Source organism: Streptomyces sp. NPDC093252 (assembly GCF_040683675.1).
Classification (GTDB): Bacteria; Actinomycetota; Actinomycetes; order Streptomycetales; family Streptomycetaceae; genus Streptomyces.
The window spans coordinates 232,434-250,824 of sequence record NZ_JBFBEM010000010.1; the positions used below are offsets into that span (position 1 = coordinate 232,434).

Consider the following 18,391-nt stretch of genomic DNA (forward strand, 5'->3'; position numbering starts at 1 on the left):
GGCGGGTACCGTGGATCCGGCCCGGACATGGCAAGGAGCTTCAGGTGTTCAATGACATAGGACCGCTTGAGCTGGTCACGCTCATCGTCCTCGCCGTGCTCGTCTTCGGTCCGGACAAGCTCCCCAAGCTGATCCAGGATGTGACCCGAACGATCCGGAAGATCCGGGACTTCTCGGAGAGCGCCAAGGACGACATCCGGCAGGAACTCGGACCGGATTTCAAGGACTTCGAATTCGAGGATCTCAACCCCAAGACGTTCATCCGCAAGCACATGGAGAACGATGAACTGGGGCTGAAGGAGATCCGCAACGGCTTCGACCTGAAGAAGGAGATGGCCGAGGTCACGGACGCGGTGCACGGCCGCGAGTCGGAGTCGTCGACGTCGTCCTCGTCCTCGTCATCCTCGGCTTCCCCGTCCGGTTCCTCCGCCTCGTCCGACTCCGGCGGCCGGGTCGACATGGCCAAGAAGCCCGAGGCCCCGCGCGACGACCGCCCGCCGTTCGACGCCGACGCCACCTGACCGTCCGGCCACGTCGGCCGGGTGTGACGCTTGTCATAGCCGCACCTCTCGCCGTACGCCCGTCTGCGCGGTCGGATCGCGCCGTCCGGGCGACCTGTGCGCCCGGCGCTTTCCCTGCTGCCCGCAGAGGTGTGGATATGCTGCCGAGTTGTTGTGCGGACCGGACGAGTACGCCCGAAGGGGGGCGGGCCGCGTCGGTCCGACGAGAGCGAGGAGGCGTCCGGGCACATGGAGACGACGAGTCAAGCCGTCGCGCAGGCGCCGGCCGCGGAGGACGGCACACCGCTTCCCTCCGCGCGCCGCACGATCGACGGATATCTGCGGGCACCCTTCCCCTGGTACGGCCTGGACGAGGCGTTCACCGGGCCCCGCTGGCTGACGCAGGTGGGGACGGCCGCCGACGGGGCCGTGGAGCACGGTTCCATCGGGCACGGTGACGAGCCCTCGGTGCGGGGCGGTGAGACGGCGGCGGAGGAGCGGGACCGGTTCGCGGTGGTCGTGACCGTCGCCGCGAACCCGTCACGGCGCAGCGCGGACGGTACGGGGCTGCTGGAGGCCACGTCCGTGTCCTCGGCGGCCTGGCTGGCCGGGGTGGGGCTGCTGACATGCACCTGGCCGGGGCAGATGGACCACACCCTGCGGGACGACTGGCTGGAGCAGCAGACCGATACGGCGTGGGTGCTCGCGGACGATCTGGAGGGGGCGGAGTGGTCGACGCTGTCCCTGCCGGTGGATGGGGTGCCGCGGGCGTTTCACTACCGGGAGTCCGAGTTCGGGTGGGTGTTGGCCGGGTCCACGGGGGAGGGGGTTCATCTGGGGGCGTATGGGCGCGGGATGAGTGCGTATGGGCTGGGGTTCGCGGTGATCAAGGACATTGCCGAGTACGGGTGAGTGTTTGAAGGTGGGGGGGAGGGGTGTGGGGGCGGGTGCGGGTTGTGGTCGCTTCTCGCGCAGTTCCTCGCGCCCCTTAAAGACCCTCCCCGCGGCCCGGGATGACCCTCCCGCGCCGCCGGGACGGCCCCGGTTCAGAACTTGTTCCTCGGGGTGATTCCCAAGGACAGGCCCGACAGGCCCCGTTGGCGGCCACCCAGTTTGCCGGCGATGGCGCGCAGGGAGGCGCCCGCGGGGGAGTCGGGGTCGGAGAGGACGACCGGCTTGCCCTCGTCGCCGCCCTCGCGCAGGCGGACGTCGATGGGGATGGCGCCCAGGACCGGGACCGTGGTGCCGGTGGTGCGGGTGAGGCCCTCGGCGACCGCCTGGCCGCCGCCCGTGCCGAAGACGTCGACCATCTCGCCGCAGTGCGGACACGGCAGACCCGACATGTTCTCGACCACGCCGACGATCTTCTGATGGGTCTGCACGGCGATGGAGCCCGCGCGCTCGGCGACCTCCGCCGCCGCCTGCTGCGGGGTCGTCACGACCAGGATCTCGGCGTTCGGGACGAGCTGCGCGACCGAGATGGCGATGTCCCCGGTGCCGGGCGGCAGGTCCAGCAGCAGGACGTCCAGGTCGCCCCAGTAGACATCCGCGAGGAACTGCTGAAGGGCCCGGTGCAGCATCGGGCCGCGCCAGACGACCGGTGCGTTGCCCGGGGTGAACATGCCGATGGAGATCACCTTCACGCCGTGCGCCGACGGCGGCATGATCATGTTCTCGACCTGGGTGGGACGGCCGTCCGCGCCCAGCATGCGCGGCACACTGTGACCGTAGATGTCGGCGTCCACGACCCCGACCTTCAGGCCGTCGGCGGCCATCGCCGCCGCCAGGTTCACGGTGACCGAGGACTTGCCCACGCCGCCCTTGCCGGAGGCGACCGCGTAGACCCGGGTCAGGGAGCCGGGCTTGGCGAACGGGACCTCGCGCTCGGTCTGGCCGCCGCGCAGGGCGGTCGCCAGCTCCTTGCGCTGCTCGTCGCTCATCACGTCGAGGGTGACATCGACCCGGGTGACGCCCGCCACCGCCGCGACCGCGTCCGTCACGCGCTGCGTGATGGTGTCCCGCATGGGGCAGCCGGAGACCGTCAGGTACACGGCGACCGCGACCGCTCCGTCCGCACCGATCTCCACCGATTTGACCATCCCGAGTTCGGTGATGGGACGGTTGATCTCGGGGTCGTTCACCGTCGCCAGTGCCTCGCGCACCGCGTCTTCCGTAACCATAGGGACGATGGTACGGCGCAGTGGCGGGCCGCCGGGATGGCCGTCACCGGTCGTCTGCGTCACGTGCCCCGGTCCGGTCCGCCGGGACGGCACGGTCGCCGTTGCCCTCCAGCTCCCGCACCATGTCCTGCAACTCGGAGCGGATCCAGTCCCGGGTGGCGACCTCGCCCAGGCCGATCCGCAGGGCGGCGATCTCCCGGGTCAGATACTCGGTGTCGGCGATCGAACGCTCGTTCTGCTTGCGGTCCTGTTCGAGGTTGACCCGGTCGCGGTCGGCCTGCCGGTTCTGCGCGAGCAGGATCAGGGGGGCCGCGTAGGACGCCTGGAGGGAGAGCATCAGGGTCAGGAAGATGAACGGGTACTCGTCGAAGCGCAGCTCCTTCGGCGCCGCGATGTTCCACAGCACCCAGACGATGATGACGAACGTCATCCAGACGATGAACCGCCCGGTGCCCAGGAACCGCGCGATCCGCTCCGAGAGCCGCCCGAACGCCTCCGGGTCCCACTCCGGCAGCAGCCGGCGCCGCCGCGCCAGCGGCAGGTCCAGCCGGGCGCGTGGCCGGGTGGTGGCGGTCGCCCCGGCGGGCCCGCCGCGCTCCCGGCCGCCGTCCCGCTCAGGAGCCATCGCCCACCGCCCCCTCCCCGAGATGGAACTCCGTCTCCCGCCAGTCGTCCGGCAGCATGTGGTCCAGGACGTCGTCCACCGTGACCGCCCCCAGCAGCGACCCCGCCTCGTCCACCACCGGCGCCGCGACCATGTCGTACGTGGCGAAGAACCCGGCGACGACCGGCAGGGCCGCGTCCGGGTCCAGGGTCTGGAGATCGTCGTCCAGGATCGAGCTGACCAGGGTGTACGGCGGGTCGCGCAGCAGGCGCTGGAAGTGGACCGTGCCGAGGTACTTGCCGGTGGGGGTCTCGTCGGGCGCCCGGCAGACATAGATCTGGGCGGCGAGGGCCGGGGAGAGGTCGGGGTTGCGGATCCGGGCGAGGGCGTCGGCGACGGTGGCGTCGGGGCGCAGCACGATCGGCTCGGTGGTCATCAGCCCGCCCGCGGTGCGCTCCTCGTACGCCATCAGCCGCCGGACGTCGGCCGCGTCGGAGGGCTGCATCAGGCTCAGCAGGCGTTCCTTCTCCTCCTCGGGCAGCTCCGAGAGCAGGTCGGCGGCGTCGTCGGGGTCCATGGCCTCCAGGACGTCCGCGGCGCGCTCCTTCTTCAGCTTGCCGAGGATCTCGATCTGGTCGTCCTCCGGCAGTTCCTCCAGGACATCGGCGAGCCGGTCGTCGTCCAGGGCGGCGGCGACCTCCGCGCGGCGCTTGGGGGAGAGGTGGTGCAGCACATTGGCGAGGTCGGCGGGGCGCAACTGCTCGAAGGTGGCGAGCAGGGTCTCGGCGCCCTGCTCCTGCTCCTCCAGGGTGAACCCGGTGACGGCGGACCACTCGACGGTCAGTGTCTCGCCCCGGGCCCGGCGGAAGCCGCCCGCGCGGCTCGTACGGCCCTTGCGGACGAAGACCCGCTCCACCTCCCAGTCCCGGCGCGCCGGGAGCTGCCGCACCGACAGATCCAGGACGGTGACCTCCTCGCCGGTCTCGGTGAGGGTGACGCGCCGGTCCAGCAGCTCGCCGAAGACCAGCCGCTCGGTGGGCCGCTGCTCGAAGCGCCGGACGTTGAGCACCCCGGTGGTGATGACCTGGCCGGAGTCGATGCCGGTGACCCGGGTCATGGGCAGGAAGATGAGGCGGCGGGTGGAGAGTTCGACGACCAGCCCGAGCACCCGCGGCGGCCGGTGCCCGACGCGCAGCATCACCACCACGTCCCGCACCCGGCCCACCTGGTCGCCATTGGGGTCGAAGCAGGCGATGCCGGAGAGGTGCGAGACAAAGATCCGGGGAGCGCCGGCGGCCATGGCCGCGCCTCCTTCCCGGGGGCGGGTACGGTCTCCAGGGCCGTTCCGGGGCGCTGTGCCGCACTCACGTCGAAGATGCCGAGTGTGCTGAGTATGCCGAATATGTCGAGTGTTCCGAATGTATCCAATGCGGCGAACCTGTGCGGATCCCTACCGATTCGCGGGGATCGATCGGGCTTCAGGCTAGCCCGTACTCCTCGGATCCGCGCAGGTGGGGGGTCCGGACGGACTGGCTCCGAGCGGTGTCCGGGGCACCGGTACGCTGCCGTACGCCGCTGAGGACACCCGCCAGAAAGGCAGCGTCACCTGTGATCGTTATGCGCCGGGGCCGTTTCCGCCGGAAGGCTCTCGTGGGTGCGGTCTGCGCCCTGGTCATGACCGGGACGACCGCGCTGACCGGGTGCGGCGGCGAGGACCCGGACGCCGGGACGAACGGCGTCGGCAAGCTGCCCCCGGACCGGATCCAGGCCAGGACCCGCGCGGCGGCCGACGGGGCGGCGGCGGTACGGCTGGCCGGGAGCGTGACCGCGGGCGGCAGGACATACAAGCTGGACATGCGGCTGAAGAAGGACGGCGGGACCGGGTCGGTCACCGCCGAGGGGGCCACCTTCCAGCTTCTGCGGATCGGCGAGGAGCTGTATCTGATGGCCGACGCCGGTTTCTGGACCGGCGGCGCGGAGGGCGAGGAGTCCGACACCGCGGCGGCCGAGAAGCTCAACGGCAAGTATGTGAAGGTGCCCGAGGGCGACCCCTCCTACGAGAAGTTCACCGGCTTCACCGACAAGGCCGTACTGCTGGACGGGCTGCTGACCCTGCACGGCACCCTGTCCACCGACGGCCGCCACGAGCAGGCCGGTCTGCGCACCATCCGCATCACCGGCGACAAGGGCGCCGGCGGCACCCTGGACGTCTCCCTGGAGGGCACCGCCTACCCCATGCTCCTCTCCCGCGCGGGCGGCGCGGGCACCCTGATCTTCTCCGACTGGGGCAAGGACTTCCCCCTGGAGGAACCGGCGGAGGACGAGACGGTGGACTACGGGAAGCAGCTCCCGGCGTCCTGAAACCTGCGGGGCTCCCGGCGTCCTAGGACTTGCGGGGCTTGTTGCGTCTGCGGAACAGCAGCCTGGGCAGGCCCGCCGGGACCGGCTCGCGGGTCGTCGCCGGGGACGGCAGCGGGGGCTCGGCCAGCGGGCCGTCCGGCAGCGGGGCCGTCGCCCCCGTCGGGGCCAGCCGCAGCACCCGGCACTCCCGTTCCCAGCGGGCCGGCATCGCCTCGCCGTCGGGCGCGTTCAGCCGCTTGCCCTTCAGCTCCGCCACCGCCGCCCGCCATGCCTCCGAGCCCAGCGCCGGTTCGCTGACCGCCGCCGTCCAGACGACCAGCCGCCCGCCCTTGTCCTTGCTGCGGACCGTCACCTCGGCCGTCCCCCCGTCCGACAGCCCCGGCAGCGGCTGCTCACCGGGCCCGTCGCCGACGACGTACACCGCGCCCTCGTGCCACACATGCCACAGCGGGCGGGCCGCCGCTCCCGGGCCCCGGACCCAGACCAGGCCCGACTTCTTGGTGGCCTCCTCGATCAGGGCCCGGTCGAGCAGCTCGCCCTCGGACGGCCCGCGCTCAGCAGTCATGCGCGCAGCCTATCCAGACGGCGTCTACAGCCAGCCGTTGCGCTTGAGGGTGCGGTGGATGCCGAAGCAGATCAGCGCGGTCACGCCGAGCACCATCGGATACCCGTACTGCCAGCGCAGCTCCGGCATGTGATCGAAGTTCATCCCGTACACCCCGCACACCATGGTCGGTACGGCGATGATGGCCGCCCAGGAGGTGATCTTGCGCATGTCCTCGTTCTGTGCCACCGACGCCTGCGCGAGATTGGCCTGAAGGATCGAGTTGAGCAGCTCGTCGAAGCCCATGACCTGCTCCTGGACGCGTGCCAGATGGTCCGCGACATCCCGGAAGTACTTCTGGATGTCCGGGTCGATCAGCCGCATCGGCCGCTCGCTGAGCAGTTGCATCGGCCGCAGCAGCGGCGACACCGCCCGCTTGAACTGGAGCACCTCGCGCTTGAGCTGGTAGATCCGCCCCGCGTCCGTACCGCGCGGCGCGCCCTTGCGGCCCGGTGAGAAGACCTCGGTCTCCACCTCGTCGATGTCGTCCTGCACCGCGTCCGCGACCGCGATATAGCCGTCCACCACATGGTCGGCGATGGCGTGCAGCACCGCCGAGGGACCCTTCATCAGCAGCTCGGGGTCGTCCTGGAGCCGGTGGCGCAGGCCCCGCAGCGAGCCCTGGCCGCCGTGCCGGACGGTGATGAAGAAGTCCCGGCCGGTGAAGCACATCACCTCGCCGGTCTCCACGATCTCGCTGTTGGCGGTCAGCTCGTCGTGCTCCACGTAGTGGATGGTCTTGAAGACCGTGAACAGGGAGTCGTCGTAGCGCTCCAGCTTGGGCCGCTGGTGCGCCTGCACCGCGTCCTCCACGGCCAGCGGGTGCAGCCCGAACTCGTCGGCGATCCCGGCGAATTCGGCCTCGGTGGGCTCGTGCAGCCCGATCCAGACGAAGCCGCCCGAGCGCCGCACCTGGCGCATGGCCTCCTGCGGGGTGGGCGACCTCGGGGTCTCGACGCGGGCGCCGTCGCGGTAGACGGCGCAGTCCACGACCGCCGAGGGCGTCGAGGGGTCGCGGGTGGTGTCGTAACCGCCCGCGTCCTTGCGCAGGGCGGTGGCGGGGCGGCCGGGCCGGACGGCGGCACGCAGATCACGGATCATCGACATGGCAGGCTCCTTCGCGACGGAGCAGCCGCTCACGCGGGACTGCGACGGGTGGAACTGCCCGGAATGGGGACGTCCGTGCTACGGGATGTTTGGCACGTCCACAAAGCGGGGAGCACCGCACCGTTGCGGTGGTGAGCTTCGCTGCTGAGTCAGTACGTACGGAAGTGCGGAAGTACAGACGGATCACGCAGAACGAAACGGGTGCTTCCTGCTCTTCCGAGATGAGGAGAACGCGAGAGGCGGCAGCCGGCGAGAGCTTGAGGGCTCCAGAGCGAGAAGCCCTGTGCGAAGGCGGCTACTTCAGCGGCCGGAAGAGCGGGTGGTACTGCACGATCGACTTCGGTCCATTGCAGCCCCACCTCCTCCGGCCGGTCCCTGGTGAGGGACGATCCATTCCCCGCCGGGAGTCGAATCCCGCGGGGAGAGCCCCCGAGGGGAGTCCCGGGGCGCGCTCGGTGTCCGCCGGGCGGTGGGTCGGCGCTTGCCGCGCGCTGCCCGACGACCGGGCAAGAGTATCAGCCGACAGAAGTGTCAAGGGGCCGCTTCGCCCGGTACTGACGAGTTCTATGCTCCCGGCATGGCTGATGTTCTTCCTCTGGTCGAGGCCCGGTTGTGCTCCGCGCTGGGTGCGCCGGACGCCCGCGCGGCCATCACCTTCCTGGGCACCGACCGCGTCGAGGTGCTCCGCTTCCGGGGCGCCGGACCCGACCCGGATCTCGTCCGCTACGCCACCCTGGGGATGTCCGCCCAGCCCATGGCGGACCCCACCGCGACCCTCGCCGACCCCGTCAAGGGCCCCCGCGCCGAGCTGATCATCTCCGTACGGGCCGGACTCGCCGACACCGACAAGGTGCTCCGCCCGCTCGCTGTCCTGGCCGCGTCCCCGCAGGTCGAGGGCGTGATCGTGGCCCCCGGCGCGTCCCTGGACGTCGGTGACCCGCTGTGGCCCGGCGCCCCCTTCACCTCCGTCCTGGTCGCCGAGCCGGGCGGTCTGGTCGAGGACCTGGAACTGGACGAGCCCCTCGACCCCGTACGGTTCCTGCCGCTGCTGCCGATGACGCCGAACGAGGCCGCGTGGAAGCGGGTGCACGGGGCGGGGGCGCTCCAGGAGCGCTGGCTGACCCACGGCACGGATCTGCGCGACCCGCTGCGCGGCGCGGTCCCGCTGGACTGAGGCCCGGCCCGCTGCGCGTGCCGTGACGGAACTCACCTGTCCGGCCGTTCAGTTGGTGCCTTCGGGGCGCCGGTGGTGCGGGTGGCGGCGGACCGGTCGGGTGATCGTCCTTGACGGGACGGTGCCCGGGTAGGACCGTGGGGCTCTATGAGGGGCGAACCCAGTTGCCCGAAGTGCGGTGGCCGGGTCAGGGCTCCCGGCCTCTTCGCCGACTCCTGGCAGTGCGCTGTCCATGGGGCGGTGCATCCCGTGCAGCCCGTGCTGCCGCCCAGCGTGGACGCGCTCGGGGCCGTGGTGCGGCAGACGCAGGTGCCGGTCTGGATGCCGTGGCCGCTGCCCGTGGGCTGGCTGTTCACCGGTGTCGCCCTCGCGGGCGACGAGCGCAGCGGCGGGCGCGCCACGGCCGTGGCCTGCTCGGGGCCGGGGCCGCTCGGCGGGACGAGTGAGCTGATCCTCGTCGCCGAGGAGATCGGCGTCGGGCTCGGCGCGCGGTACGCGGGGATCGACGGTCCCGATCCGGGGCCGTACCTCAGCGTGGAGAAGCCGCCGGAGACGAAGGTGCTGGCGGCCGGGCGGCCGACGCCGCTGTGGCATGTCTCGGGACCGCCGGCCGACCGGGCGGTGTTCGCCGGGGAGGCGCGGGGACTGTGGCTGTGGGCGGTGGTGTGGCCGGAGCAGGCGGGGCTGCTGATGTACGACGAGCTGGTGCTGACGGATCTGCGGGACGCGGGGGCGGAGATAGAGCTGGTGCCCTGCGGGGCGCTGGCGCGGCGGTTGCTTGAGCCGTAGGGGTGGGAGTGGGGTGGGGTGCGGGGGTGGGGTGTGCGGGGCTGGGGTGCGGTGGTCGGGTGCGGGTTCGGTGGGGGCTGGTCGCGCGGTTCCTCCCCCTCTGGGGGACCTGACGGCTCACCCCCCGGCCCCGGTTACGCTAGGGGCGTCGTCTTTGGTCCGGTGTGCTGGGAGTCCGTGTTCGTGCGTATCGATCTGCACACCCACTCCACCGCGTCCGACGGGACGGACACCCCCTCCGACCTGGTGCGCAAGGCGGCAGCCGCCGCGCTGGACGTCGTCGCGCTGACCGATCACGACACCACCCGGGGGCATGCCGAGGCGATCGCCGCGCTGCCCGAGGGGCTCACGCTGATCACCGGGGCCGAGCTGTCCTGCCGTATCGACGGGATCAGCATGCACATGCTGGCCTATCTCTTCGACGCCGAGGAGCCCGCGCTGCTCGCCGAGCGGGAGCTGGTGCGGGACGACCGGGTGCCCCGGGCCCAGGGGATGATCGCCAAGCTGAACGCGCTCGGCGTGCCGGTCACCTGGGAGCAGGTCGCCCGGATCGCCGGGGACGGCTCGGTCGGACGGCCGCACCTCGCGACCGCGCTGGTCGAACTGGGGGTCGTACCGACCGTGGACGACGCCTTCACCCCGGACTGGCTGGCCGATGGCGGCCGGGCCCACATGGGCAAGCACGAGACCGACCCCTTCGAGGCGATCCGCCTGGTCAAGGCGGCCGGTGGGGTCACCGTCTTCGCGCACCCGGGCGCCAGCAAGCGCGGCCGTACGGTGCCGGAGTCGGCCATCGCCGGGATGGCCGCCGCCGGGCTGGACGGCATCGAGGTCGATCACATGGACCACGACCCCGACACCCGGGCCCGGCTGCGCGGGCTCGCCGGGGAGCTGGGCCTGCTGGTCACCGGGTCCAGCGACTACCACGGCAGCCGCAAGACCTGCGCGCTCGGCGAGAACACCACCGACCCCGAGGTGTACGGGGAGATCGTCCGGCGGGCGACCGGGGCGTTCCCCGTGCCCGGCACCGGCGGGCGCTGAACCCCGGCCGCCCTCTCCCGTACGTCCGTCCTCTCTGGTTCCAAGGCTTCACCGTGTTCGATCTCGCCGTGTTCGGCTCCCTCTTCCTCACGCTCTTCGTCATCATGGATCCCCCCGGGATCACCCCGATCTTCCTCGGGCTTACCTCCGGGCGGCAGGCCGCGGCCCAGCGGCGGATGGCCCTTCAGGCGGTCTGTGTCGCCGGTGGGGTGATCACCGTCTTCGGGGTGCTCGGGCATCAGATCCTGAACTATCTGCATGTCTCCGTACCGGCCCTGATGATCGCCGGTGGGCTGCTGCTCCTGCTGATCGCGCTCGATCTGCTCACCGGCAAGACCGATGAGCCGAGGCAGACCAAGGACGTCAATGTCGCCCTGGTGCCGCTGGGGATGCCGCTGCTGGCCGGGCCCGGCGCGATCGTGGCGGTGATCCTGGCCGTGCAGCGCGCCGACGAGCCCGGTGCCCGGCTCGCGGTGTGGACGGCGATCCTCGCCATCCATGTGGTGCTGTGGCTGGTGATGCGGTACTCGGTGCTGATCATCCGGGTCATCAAGGACGGCGGGGTGGTGCTGGTGACCCGGCTCGCCGGGATGATGCTGTCCGCGATCGCCGTGCAGCAGATCATCAACGGGGTCACCCAGGTGATCGAGGCGGGCTAGCCCTCCTCATGGAGGCCAGTAGGGGATGGAGGACGACAGAAACAGGGCCCCGTACGGGGGTGCCGTGCGGGGCCCTGAAGCCTGTCGGAGGTGATCCGTGTTACGAGGCCGAGGTGTCGGCGGGACGGATCCACAATCGCTGTCCGATGGCAGCGGCCTGCTGAACGATCCGGTTGACGGAGGCGGCGTCCACGACGGTGGTGTCCACGGGCGTACCGTCGATGTCGTCGAGGCGCATGATCTCGAAGCGCATGGGCTTCTCCCTTCGTGTTCCATTCGTGGACAACAGCCGGGCCCATGCAAACATTCCCTACGCTAAAGAAAATTTTCGAACGCCTAATGACCCTGGTGGCGGGGGTGAGGGTAAGAGTGTGGATGGAGACTGATCGGGACCGGTTGTGTTCGTAGCGTGACCGCCGGGACAATGGAATGGATGAACGAGGACCTGGCGGCCCTGTCCGCCCGCATCGACCGTACGAACGAGCTGTTGCAGCGCATGCTCGCCGAGGTGGCCAAGACGCCCTCGACCCATGCGATCTTCGTCGACGCGGGCTATCTCTACGCCGCCGCCGGACGCCTGATCGCCGGGACGGAGGACCGCCGCGCCTTCGATGTCGACGCCGAGGGACTGATCGAGGCCCTCATCGACAAGGCCCGGCAGGTCTTCGCCGACAGCAGACTGCTCCGCGTCTACTGGTACGACGGCGCCCGGCGCCGCATCCACACCGCCGAGCAGCAGTCCATCGCCGAACTCCCCGACGTCAAGGTCCGCCTCGGCAACCTCAACGCCAACAACCAGCAGAAGGGCGTCGACTCCCTCATCCGCAGCGATCTGGAGTCCCTCGCCCGGCACCGCGCGGTCAGCGACGCGGCCCTGCTCGGCGGTGACGAGGACCTGGTCTCGGCGGTGGAGGCCGCCCAGGGCTACGGCGCCCGGGTCCACCTCTGGGGCATCGAGGCCCCCGACGGCCGCAACCAGGCCGAGCCCCTGCTCTGGGAGGTCGACAGCCAGCGCACCCTCGACCTCGACTTCTTCAAGCCCTACGTCAGCCGCCGCACCGCCGCCGCCTACGAGAACGCCGGGGCGACCCGGCCCGGCCGGGAGGACGTCCGGTTCGTCGGCGCCCAGATCGCGGCGAAGTGGCTGGCCTCACGCGGGCGCGAGGCGCTGGTCGAGCTGCTGCCGGGCCACCCCTATCTGCCCGGCTCGGTCGATCAGGATCTGCTGGTGGAGGCGGAGGGCATGCTCCAGTACTCGCTGCGCGGCCAGGCCGATCTGCGCCGGGCCCTGCGCGACGGGTTCTGGGAGCATCTGCGGACGCTGTACTGAGCGGCCCCCCATGAGTCACCCCGGCAGGGTGTCCCGTCACTCCGGCAGGGTGTCCCAGAAGTCGGCCATCGCGGTGGCCGTGGGGAGGGGCCGGTCGATGTTCGGCGAGTGGTCCGCGTCCGCGACGACCGTACGGCGGGCCCGCAGCCGTTCGGCCATCGCGTCCAGGAGCGGTACCGGCCAGGTGCCGTCGGTGGCACCGGACAGCACGTGGTACGGGAGCGCGAGGGCGGCCAGCTCCGCGACCCGGTCCGGCTCGACGCACAACTGACGGCCGGTGGCGATCAACTGGGCCGGTTTGTTGCCCAGCCAGCGCACCCGCAGATGGTCCTGGCCGCCGTCCGTGTCGACCGCCCCGCCCCCCACGTCCTCGGGCGCGCCCATCGACTCCATCGCCTCCCACACCTCGGCCATCGACATCACCGCGAGCGCGTCCCGCAGCAGCTTGACCCGCTCCTGCTGGGGCGGTGAGATCTGCGCCGGGCCTGAGGACATCAGGGTGAGGGAGCGGAAGGGGGCCGGATCCAGCAGCACGGCCGCGCGGGCGATCTGACCGCCGAGGGAGTGGCCGAGGAGATGCAGGGGGGTGGTGGCGAGCGCCGCCGCCTGGGCGAGGACGTCCCCCGCCAACTCCGGTTGCGCGTACGCCGATTCGTCGTGCTCCGGGCCGTCCGACTCGTACTGTCCGCGGCCGTCCACCGCGATCGTGCGGTAGCCGCGGGCCGCGAGCGGCTCGTGCAGCAGCCGGAAGTCCTCCTTGCTGCCGGTGAACCCGGGCAGCAGCAGCGCGGTCCCCCTGGGCTCGACACCGGGGGCGACCGGATGGTCCACCACGGCGAAGTCACCGCGAGCGGTGCGCAGGGGGTGGGCGCGGGCGGCGGGTGGCGGGGTCAGGGAGGGCGGTCGGCTCACGTGGTGAGGGTAACGGGGGGTGGGTGGGGCGGCGAGGGGGAGGGTGTTTGCCGGGGTACGGCGGCGGCCCGGCTCCTCGGGGGAGGAACCGGGCCGCCGTGGTCGCGCGGGTCGGTCAGCCGTCGGTGGGCTCGGCCGCGACCGTCGCCTTGCGGGTCCGGCGGACCCTGGGCTTCGGCTCGGCACCGGCCTCCGCCTCACCGGCGGTGGCCTGGGCCGGGATCGCCGCGGCGGCCTTCTTGCGGGGGGCCCGCTTGGGCTTGGCGGCTTCCGTGCCTTCGGTTGTGCCTTCGGCGGTGTCGAGTGCCGTGTCGGCTGCGGGTGCGGTGGTGGTGGCCTTTTTGCGGGTGGTCCGCTTGGGCTTGGCCTCGGTGGTGGCCTCCGGCTCGGTGCTGGTGGCCTTCTTGGCGGTGGTCTTGCGAGGGGCCCGCTTGGGCTTGGTGGCCTCCGCGCCTTCCGCCGTGTCGACGGCCACCTCGGCGGCGGTCTCGGTGGTGGTCGTGGCGGCGGTGGCCTTCTTCCGCGTCCGCTTGGGCTTGGCTTCGGGGGCCTCGGGGGCCTCGGGGGCCTCGGGGGTCACCGGGGTCGCCTCGGCCACGGGTGCGGCGGCGGCCTTCTTGCGGGGGGCCCGCTTGGGCTTGGCGGCTTCCGTGCCTTCGGTTGTGCCTTCGGCGGTGTCGAGTGCCGTGTCGGCTGCGGGTGCGGTGGTGGTGGCCTTTTTGCGGGTGGTCCGCTTGGGCTTGGCCTCGGTGGTGGCCTCCGGCTCGGTGCTGGTGGCCTTCTTGGTGGCGGTCTTGCGAGGGGCCCGCTTGGGCTTGGTGGCCTCCGCGCCTTCCGCCGTGTCGACGGCCACCTCGGCGGCGGTCGCGGCGGCGGGCTCGACCGCCTCGGCGGTCTTACGGGTGCGGCGGCGCGGCTTCGGCTCGACGGCGTCCAGGGTGATGGCGTCCGGGGCGATGGCCTCCGGCGTGGTGGCCGGTGCCGTCGTCACCGTCTCGGTCACGGTCACCGCGGGGGCCTCGATCGGCTCCGCCGGCTCCGCCACCTTGCGGGTGCGGGTGCGGCGGCGGGGCTTCGCCGGGGCGGGCTCCAGGTCGGCCCGGGACTGCTCCGGCTCGGCGACGGGCGTCACCGGCTGCTCGGCCTCGACGACCGGGGCCGGGCTGTCGGTGGGCGTCACCGACACCGGCTCGCTCACCGCGGTGGCCTGGGCGGCGCCCCGGGTACGGCGACGGCGGCGCGGGGTGCGCGCGGCGGACTCCTCCTCGGCGACCGGCGTCACGGCCGGGTCGGCCGGGGTCACCGGCGTACCGGCCGCCTCCTGCGCGGGGCCGGACTCCAGCGCCGTACCGCCACGGGTGCGGCGGCGACGGCGGGGGGTGCGGGCCGGGCGCTCGCGGTCGGAGTGCTCCGAGCGATCCGAGCGATCCGAACGGTCGGAGCGGTCGGGGCGTCCCGGGCGGTCGGAGCGGGACGAGCGGTCGTTGCGGGAGTCCCCGCGACCGCCGCGACCGCGCTGGCCGCGGCCACCCGGCTCGCCCAGGTCCTCCAGCTCCTCCGCCGCGAGACCGGCGCGGGTGCGCTCCGAACGCGGCAGGACACCCTTGGTGCCCGCGGGGATGTGCAGCTCGGCGAAGAGGTGCGGGGAGGTGGAGTACGTCTCCGGCGGGTCGCTGAAGTTCAGCTCCAGCGCCTTGTTGATGAGCTGCCAGCGCGGGATGTCGTCCCAGTCGACCAGCGTGATCGCCGTACCCGAGGCGCCCGCGCGGCCGGTGCGGCCGATGCGGTGGAGGTAGGTCTTCTCGTCCTCCGGCGACTGGTAGTTGATGACGTGCGTCACACCTTCGACGTCGATACCGCGGGCGGCGACATCGGTGCAGACCAGGACATCGACCTTGCCGTTGCGGAAGGCGCGCAGCGCCTGCTCGCGGGCGCCCTGGCCGAGGTCGCCGTGGACCGCGCCGGAGGCGAAACCGCGCTGTCCGAGCTGGTCGGCGAGATCGGCCGCGGTGCGCTTGGTGCGGCAGAAGACCATGGCCAGGCCCCGGCCCTCGGCCTGGAGTATCCGCGCGACCATCTCGGGCTTGTCCATGTTGTGCGCGCGGTAGACGTGCTGCGAGATGTTCGCGACCGTCGCGCCCTGGTCGTCCGGCGCGGTGGCGCGGATGTGCGTGGGCTGGGACATGTAGCGGCGGGCCAGGCCGATGACCGCGCCCGGCATGGTGGCCGAGAACAGCATGGTCTGGCGCTTGGCCGGAAGCATGTTGATGATCTTCTCGACATCGGGCAGGAAGCCCAGGTCGAGCATCTCGTCGGCCTCGTCCAGGACCAGGCAGCGGACGTGCTTGAGGTTGAGCTTCTTCTGGCCCGCGAGGTCGAGCAGCCGGCCGGGCGTGCCGACGACGACGTCGACGCCCTTGCGCAGGGCCTCGACCTGGGGCTCGTAGGCCCGGCCGCCGTAGATCGCGGTGACGCGCACATTGCGCACCTTGCCCGCGGTCAGCAGATCATTGGTGACCTGCTGGCACAGCTCGCGCGTCGGGACGACGATCAGCGCCTGCGGGGCGTCGGTGACGGAGTCGGGGGCGGCGCGTCCGGCCTCCACATCGGCGGGGACGGTGACGCGCTCCAGGAGCGGCAGCCCGAAGCCCAGCGTCTTGCCGGTGCCGGTCTTGGCCTGTCCGATGACATCCGTGCCGGTGAGGGCGACGGGGAGGGTCATCTCCTGGATGGGGAACGGGGTGACGATGCCGACGGCCTCCAGGGCCTCGGCGGTCTCGGGCAGGATCCCGAGCTCTCGGAACGACGTAGTCAGGGTTTTGCCTCTTCTGTGTGCGCGGTGCGAGGCGAGCGCGGGGGTCGTGCTGACCGTGCCGGGGGGACGTCGGCCGCCGTACAGCGAGCCGGATGGCGAGCCGGTTGGCACGGGACCTCTGCCGACGCTCTAGCGCTCGTACCGCTGAGGGGTCCCTCCGATCGTCGTACGTTCTCGGCGAATGCCGGGCCGTACGGTCAGGGAGGGCTGTCGGGTCGGAGCCGATCGGGCCACCGACCGGGCATCCTCATACGTGCGGCCTGTCGAGCGCGGTCGTCATATGGCGAATGACGGGCGACATGACGACTGGGTACTCAGCAGGCGCATTACCACCATACCCCGGAATGGCGCACAGATGATGGCCGATTCGGTCACGTTGCCGTCGTCACATTCACGGGAGCGTTCACAGGGGCGTTCACAGCGGTGCTCACGGGGTGATCGCAGGCGGAACGGAGGCGGAATGCAGGAGGACGGCAAGAGGGGACGGCAAGAGGGGGCGGCAGGCGGATCGCAAGGTTCTCGCCACGGTGTCGGCCGGGCGCCCGGACGGCTGTTCCCGGGGCGTGTGGCCAGGGGGTTCCGCCGGGCGGCGAGCGGGCTATTGTGCGCTGCATGACCTCCGCTGACACGCCTGAATCCTCGTCCGGCACCTCGTCCGACACGCCTGAAGGCGCCGCCTCCGACACCCCCGGGCACACCGGGGTCGCCGCCCAGGACTGGGCGCGGGCCGCCGTCGATCCGCAGTACCGGGCCGCCGTCGTGGATCTGCTGGGCGCCCTCGCGTACGGGGAGCTGGCGGCGTTCGAGCGGCTCGCCGAGGACGCCAAGCTGGCGCCGACCCTGGCGGACAAGGCGGAGCTGGCGAAGATGGCGTCGGCCGAGTTCCACCACTTCGAGCGGCTGCGGGACCGGCTGACCGAGATCGGCCAGGAGCCCACGGCGGCCATGCAGCCCTTCGTCGCCGCCCTCGACGGCTTCCACCGTCAGACCGCCCCCTCGGACTGGCTGGAGGGCCTGGTCAAGGCGTACGTCGGTGACTCGATCGCCAGCGACTTCTACCGCGAGGTCGCCGTACGGCTGGACTCCGACACCCGGCAGCTCGTGCTGGTCGTGCTGGACGACACCGGGCACGGCGGCTTCGCGGTGGAGAAGGTGCGGGCCGCGATCGACGCGGACCCGCGGGTCGGCGGGCGGCTGGCGCTGTGGGCGCGGCGGCTGATGGGGGAGGCGCTGTCGCAGTCCCAGCGGGTGGTGGCCGAGCGGGACGCCCTGTCGACGATGCTGGTGGGCGGGGTCGCCGACGGGTTCGACCTGGCCGAGGTGGGGCGGATGTTCTCGCGGATCACCGAGGCGCACACCAAGCGGATGGCGGCGCTGGGGCTTGCCGCGTAGACCTGCGGTCGGCTTGGGGGTGGGCGTGGTGTGCGGCTCGGGGGCTCGGGGGTGGGCGTGCGGCCCCCCCCGGGGCTCGGCGGTGGGCTTGCGGGCTCGGCTACGCCGTCGCCGAGTGGCGGCGGAGTCTGCCCGTGGGGCGGACCAGCAGGGAGACGGAGGCCGTCGCGACGATCGCCGAGCCGGTCAGGAGCACCACCAGATGGGTCGTCTCCAGCGCGCTGTGCGTGACGAAGGCGCCGAACAGGGAGCCTGCCACGCCGGTTGACAGAACCAGGGGGCGGGCGGGGAGCCGGTGCGGGAGTCGGCTGGCCGCCGCCCAGGCGAGGGCCAGACCGAGCACCGCGGAGCTGATCGCTTCCAAGACCATGTCGGGGTTCCTCCCACCCGGCCGTCCTGCCCTAAACGGTCGTAGCCGGTCTTACCCCTGACCTGCGGAATGCAATCCCCCTCTGTGTATGAACCGTGGTGGAGCCGTGGAGGCGGAGGGTGGTGCCGGTGGATGGGTGGATGGGTGGACGGGTTGACGAGGTGTCAGGCGGGAGCGGGAGCGGGGTCGGGGCTCGGGGGACGGCGAAGGCCGGTGGGTCGGGCGGCATTCGGCCGCGGGCCCACCGGCCCTCGATTCGACGTGATCCGGCTTGATTCAGCTTGATCCGGCTTGATTCGACTACAGCGCGCCGAAGCCCACCTTGCGCGGGGCCGCCTCGCCGATCTCGACGTACGAGAGGCGGTCGGCCGGGATGAGGAGCTTGCGGCCGTGCTCGTCCACCAGGCTCAGCAGGCGAGACTTGCCCTCCAGCGCCTCGGCGACCACCCGCTCGACCTCCTCGGCGGTCTGACCGCTCTCCAGAACGATCTCGCGGGGCGAGTGCTGCACGCCGATCTTGACCTCCACGGCTATGTCCCTCCGACGGTCAGTG

General features: G+C 71.8%; 19 protein-coding genes. 9 read left to right on the forward strand and 10 right to left on the reverse strand.

Features of this window, described 5'->3' with window-relative positions; genetic code table 11:
• Positions 1 to 44: 44 nt before the first annotated feature.
• Both AB0O01_RS22455 and AB0O01_RS22460 read left to right on the forward strand, forming a co-directional pair.
• The gene (locus AB0O01_RS22455) at positions 45 to 521 is read left to right on the forward strand and encodes a sec-independent translocase (protein WP_365315813.1); all 477 of its coding nucleotides are present in this window, start codon (positions 45 to 47) and stop codon (positions 519 to 521) included.
• A gap of 153 nt (positions 522 to 674) precedes the next feature.
• Entirely contained in the window at positions 675 to 1,412 is a 738-nt protein-coding gene (locus tag AB0O01_RS22460) for a hypothetical protein (protein WP_365315814.1), read from the forward strand.
• A gap of 134 nt (positions 1,413 to 1,546) precedes the next feature.
• On the opposite strand, the gene AB0O01_RS22465 is transcribed toward AB0O01_RS22460, so the two are convergent.
• Genes AB0O01_RS22465 through AB0O01_RS22475 form a run of 3 tightly spaced genes read right to left on the reverse strand, consistent with a single transcriptional unit; the run spans position 1,547 to position 4,584 of the window.
• Complete coding sequence (locus AB0O01_RS22465) at positions 1,547 to 2,680, reverse strand: Mrp/NBP35 family ATP-binding protein (protein ID WP_365315815.1); 1,134 nt, start codon at positions 2,678 to 2,680, stop codon at positions 1,547 to 1,549.
• 43 nt (positions 2,681 to 2,723) lie between these two features.
• Positions 2,724 to 3,305: a DUF1003 domain-containing protein gene (locus AB0O01_RS22470; protein ID WP_365315817.1), complete on the reverse strand. Its 582-nt coding sequence runs from the start codon at positions 3,303 to 3,305 to the stop codon at positions 2,724 to 2,726.
• Positions 3,295 to 4,584, reverse strand: coding sequence for a CBS domain-containing protein (locus tag AB0O01_RS22475; RefSeq protein ID WP_365315818.1), 1,290 nt, complete (start codon positions 4,582 to 4,584; stop codon positions 3,295 to 3,297). The genes AB0O01_RS22470 and AB0O01_RS22475 overlap by 11 nt, the downstream gene beginning before the upstream one ends.
• A 317-nt stretch (positions 4,585 to 4,901) precedes the next feature.
• On the opposite strand from AB0O01_RS22475, the gene AB0O01_RS22480 reads away from it, so the two are divergent.
• Positions 4,902 to 5,645, forward strand: coding sequence for a hypothetical protein (locus tag AB0O01_RS22480; protein WP_365315972.1), 744 nt, complete (start codon positions 4,902 to 4,904; stop codon positions 5,643 to 5,645).
• A 22-nt stretch (positions 5,646 to 5,667) separates the two neighbouring features.
• Here the strand turns inward: AB0O01_RS22480 and AB0O01_RS22485 are convergent, their stop codons facing one another.
• Entirely contained in the window at positions 5,668 to 6,210 is a 543-nt protein-coding gene (locus AB0O01_RS22485; protein ID WP_365315819.1) for a hypothetical protein, read from the reverse strand.
• A 24-nt stretch (positions 6,211 to 6,234) separates the two neighbouring features.
• Positions 6,235 to 7,356, reverse strand: coding sequence for a magnesium and cobalt transport protein CorA (locus AB0O01_RS22490; RefSeq protein WP_365315821.1), 1,122 nt, complete (start codon positions 7,354 to 7,356; stop codon positions 6,235 to 6,237).
• A gap of 577 nt (positions 7,357 to 7,933) precedes the next feature.
• Here AB0O01_RS22490 and AB0O01_RS22495 point away from each other — a divergent pair.
• The 4 genes from AB0O01_RS22495 (at position 7,934) to AB0O01_RS22510 (ending at position 11,019) form a co-directional block, all read left to right on the forward strand.
• Positions 7,934 to 8,530, forward strand: coding sequence for a suppressor of fused domain protein (locus tag AB0O01_RS22495; RefSeq protein ID WP_365315822.1), 597 nt, complete (start codon positions 7,934 to 7,936; stop codon positions 8,528 to 8,530).
• A 147-nt stretch (positions 8,531 to 8,677) separates the two neighbouring features.
• Positions 8,678 to 9,319 (forward strand): DUF6758 family protein, encoded by a 642-nt coding sequence (locus AB0O01_RS22500; RefSeq protein ID WP_365315824.1) that lies wholly within the window; start codon positions 8,678 to 8,680, stop codon positions 9,317 to 9,319.
• A 183-nt stretch (positions 9,320 to 9,502) separates the two neighbouring features.
• On the forward strand, positions 9,503 to 10,360 hold the full coding sequence (locus tag AB0O01_RS22505) for a PHP domain-containing protein (protein WP_365315974.1): 858 nt from the start codon (positions 9,503 to 9,505) through the stop codon (positions 10,358 to 10,360).
• A 53-nt stretch (positions 10,361 to 10,413) separates the two neighbouring features.
• The gene (locus tag AB0O01_RS22510) at positions 10,414 to 11,019 is read left to right on the forward strand and encodes a MarC family protein (RefSeq protein WP_365315825.1); all 606 of its coding nucleotides are present in this window, start codon (positions 10,414 to 10,416) and stop codon (positions 11,017 to 11,019) included.
• Positions 11,020 to 11,119: 100 nt separating this feature from the next.
• On the opposite strand, the gene AB0O01_RS22515 is transcribed toward AB0O01_RS22510, so the two are convergent.
• The gene (locus AB0O01_RS22515) at positions 11,120 to 11,272 is read right to left on the reverse strand and encodes a hypothetical protein (protein ID WP_365315826.1); all 153 of its coding nucleotides are present in this window, start codon (positions 11,270 to 11,272) and stop codon (positions 11,120 to 11,122) included.
• A 171-nt stretch (positions 11,273 to 11,443) separates the two neighbouring features.
• Between AB0O01_RS22515 and AB0O01_RS22520 the strand changes: the two genes are divergently transcribed.
• Positions 11,444 to 12,349 carry an NYN domain-containing protein gene (locus tag AB0O01_RS22520; protein WP_365315976.1) on the forward strand — a complete coding sequence of 302 codons (906 nt, stop codon included), beginning with the start codon at positions 11,444 to 11,446 and terminating at the stop codon, positions 12,347 to 12,349.
• Between the two features lie 36 nt (positions 12,350 to 12,385).
• Here the strand turns inward: AB0O01_RS22520 and AB0O01_RS22525 are convergent, their stop codons facing one another.
• Together AB0O01_RS22525 and AB0O01_RS22530 are read right to left on the reverse strand one after the other, a co-directional pair.
• Positions 12,386 to 13,261: an alpha/beta hydrolase gene (locus tag AB0O01_RS22525; RefSeq protein ID WP_365315828.1), complete on the reverse strand. Its 876-nt coding sequence runs from the start codon at positions 13,259 to 13,261 to the stop codon at positions 12,386 to 12,388.
• Positions 13,262 to 13,376: 115 nt separating this feature from the next.
• Positions 13,377 to 15,983, reverse strand: coding sequence for a DEAD/DEAH box helicase (locus tag AB0O01_RS22530; protein WP_365315978.1), 2,607 nt, complete (start codon positions 15,981 to 15,983; stop codon positions 13,377 to 13,379).
• A 705-nt stretch (positions 15,984 to 16,688) separates the two neighbouring features.
• On the opposite strand from AB0O01_RS22530, the gene AB0O01_RS22535 reads away from it, so the two are divergent.
• Positions 16,689 to 17,468, forward strand: coding sequence for a ferritin-like fold-containing protein (locus AB0O01_RS22535; protein WP_365315829.1), 780 nt, complete (start codon positions 16,689 to 16,691; stop codon positions 17,466 to 17,468).
• A 100-nt stretch (positions 17,469 to 17,568) separates the two neighbouring features.
• Here AB0O01_RS22535 and AB0O01_RS22540 read toward each other — a convergent pair whose 3' ends face one another.
• Both AB0O01_RS22540 and AB0O01_RS22545 read right to left on the reverse strand, forming a co-directional pair.
• The gene (locus AB0O01_RS22540; protein ID WP_365315831.1) at positions 17,569 to 17,838 is read right to left on the reverse strand and encodes a hypothetical protein; all 270 of its coding nucleotides are present in this window, start codon (positions 17,836 to 17,838) and stop codon (positions 17,569 to 17,571) included.
• Positions 17,839 to 18,138: 300 nt separating this feature from the next.
• Positions 18,139 to 18,366: a DUF3107 domain-containing protein gene (locus tag AB0O01_RS22545; RefSeq protein ID WP_362755961.1), complete on the reverse strand. Its 228-nt coding sequence runs from the start codon at positions 18,364 to 18,366 to the stop codon at positions 18,139 to 18,141.
• Positions 18,367 to 18,391 lie beyond the last annotated feature (25 nt).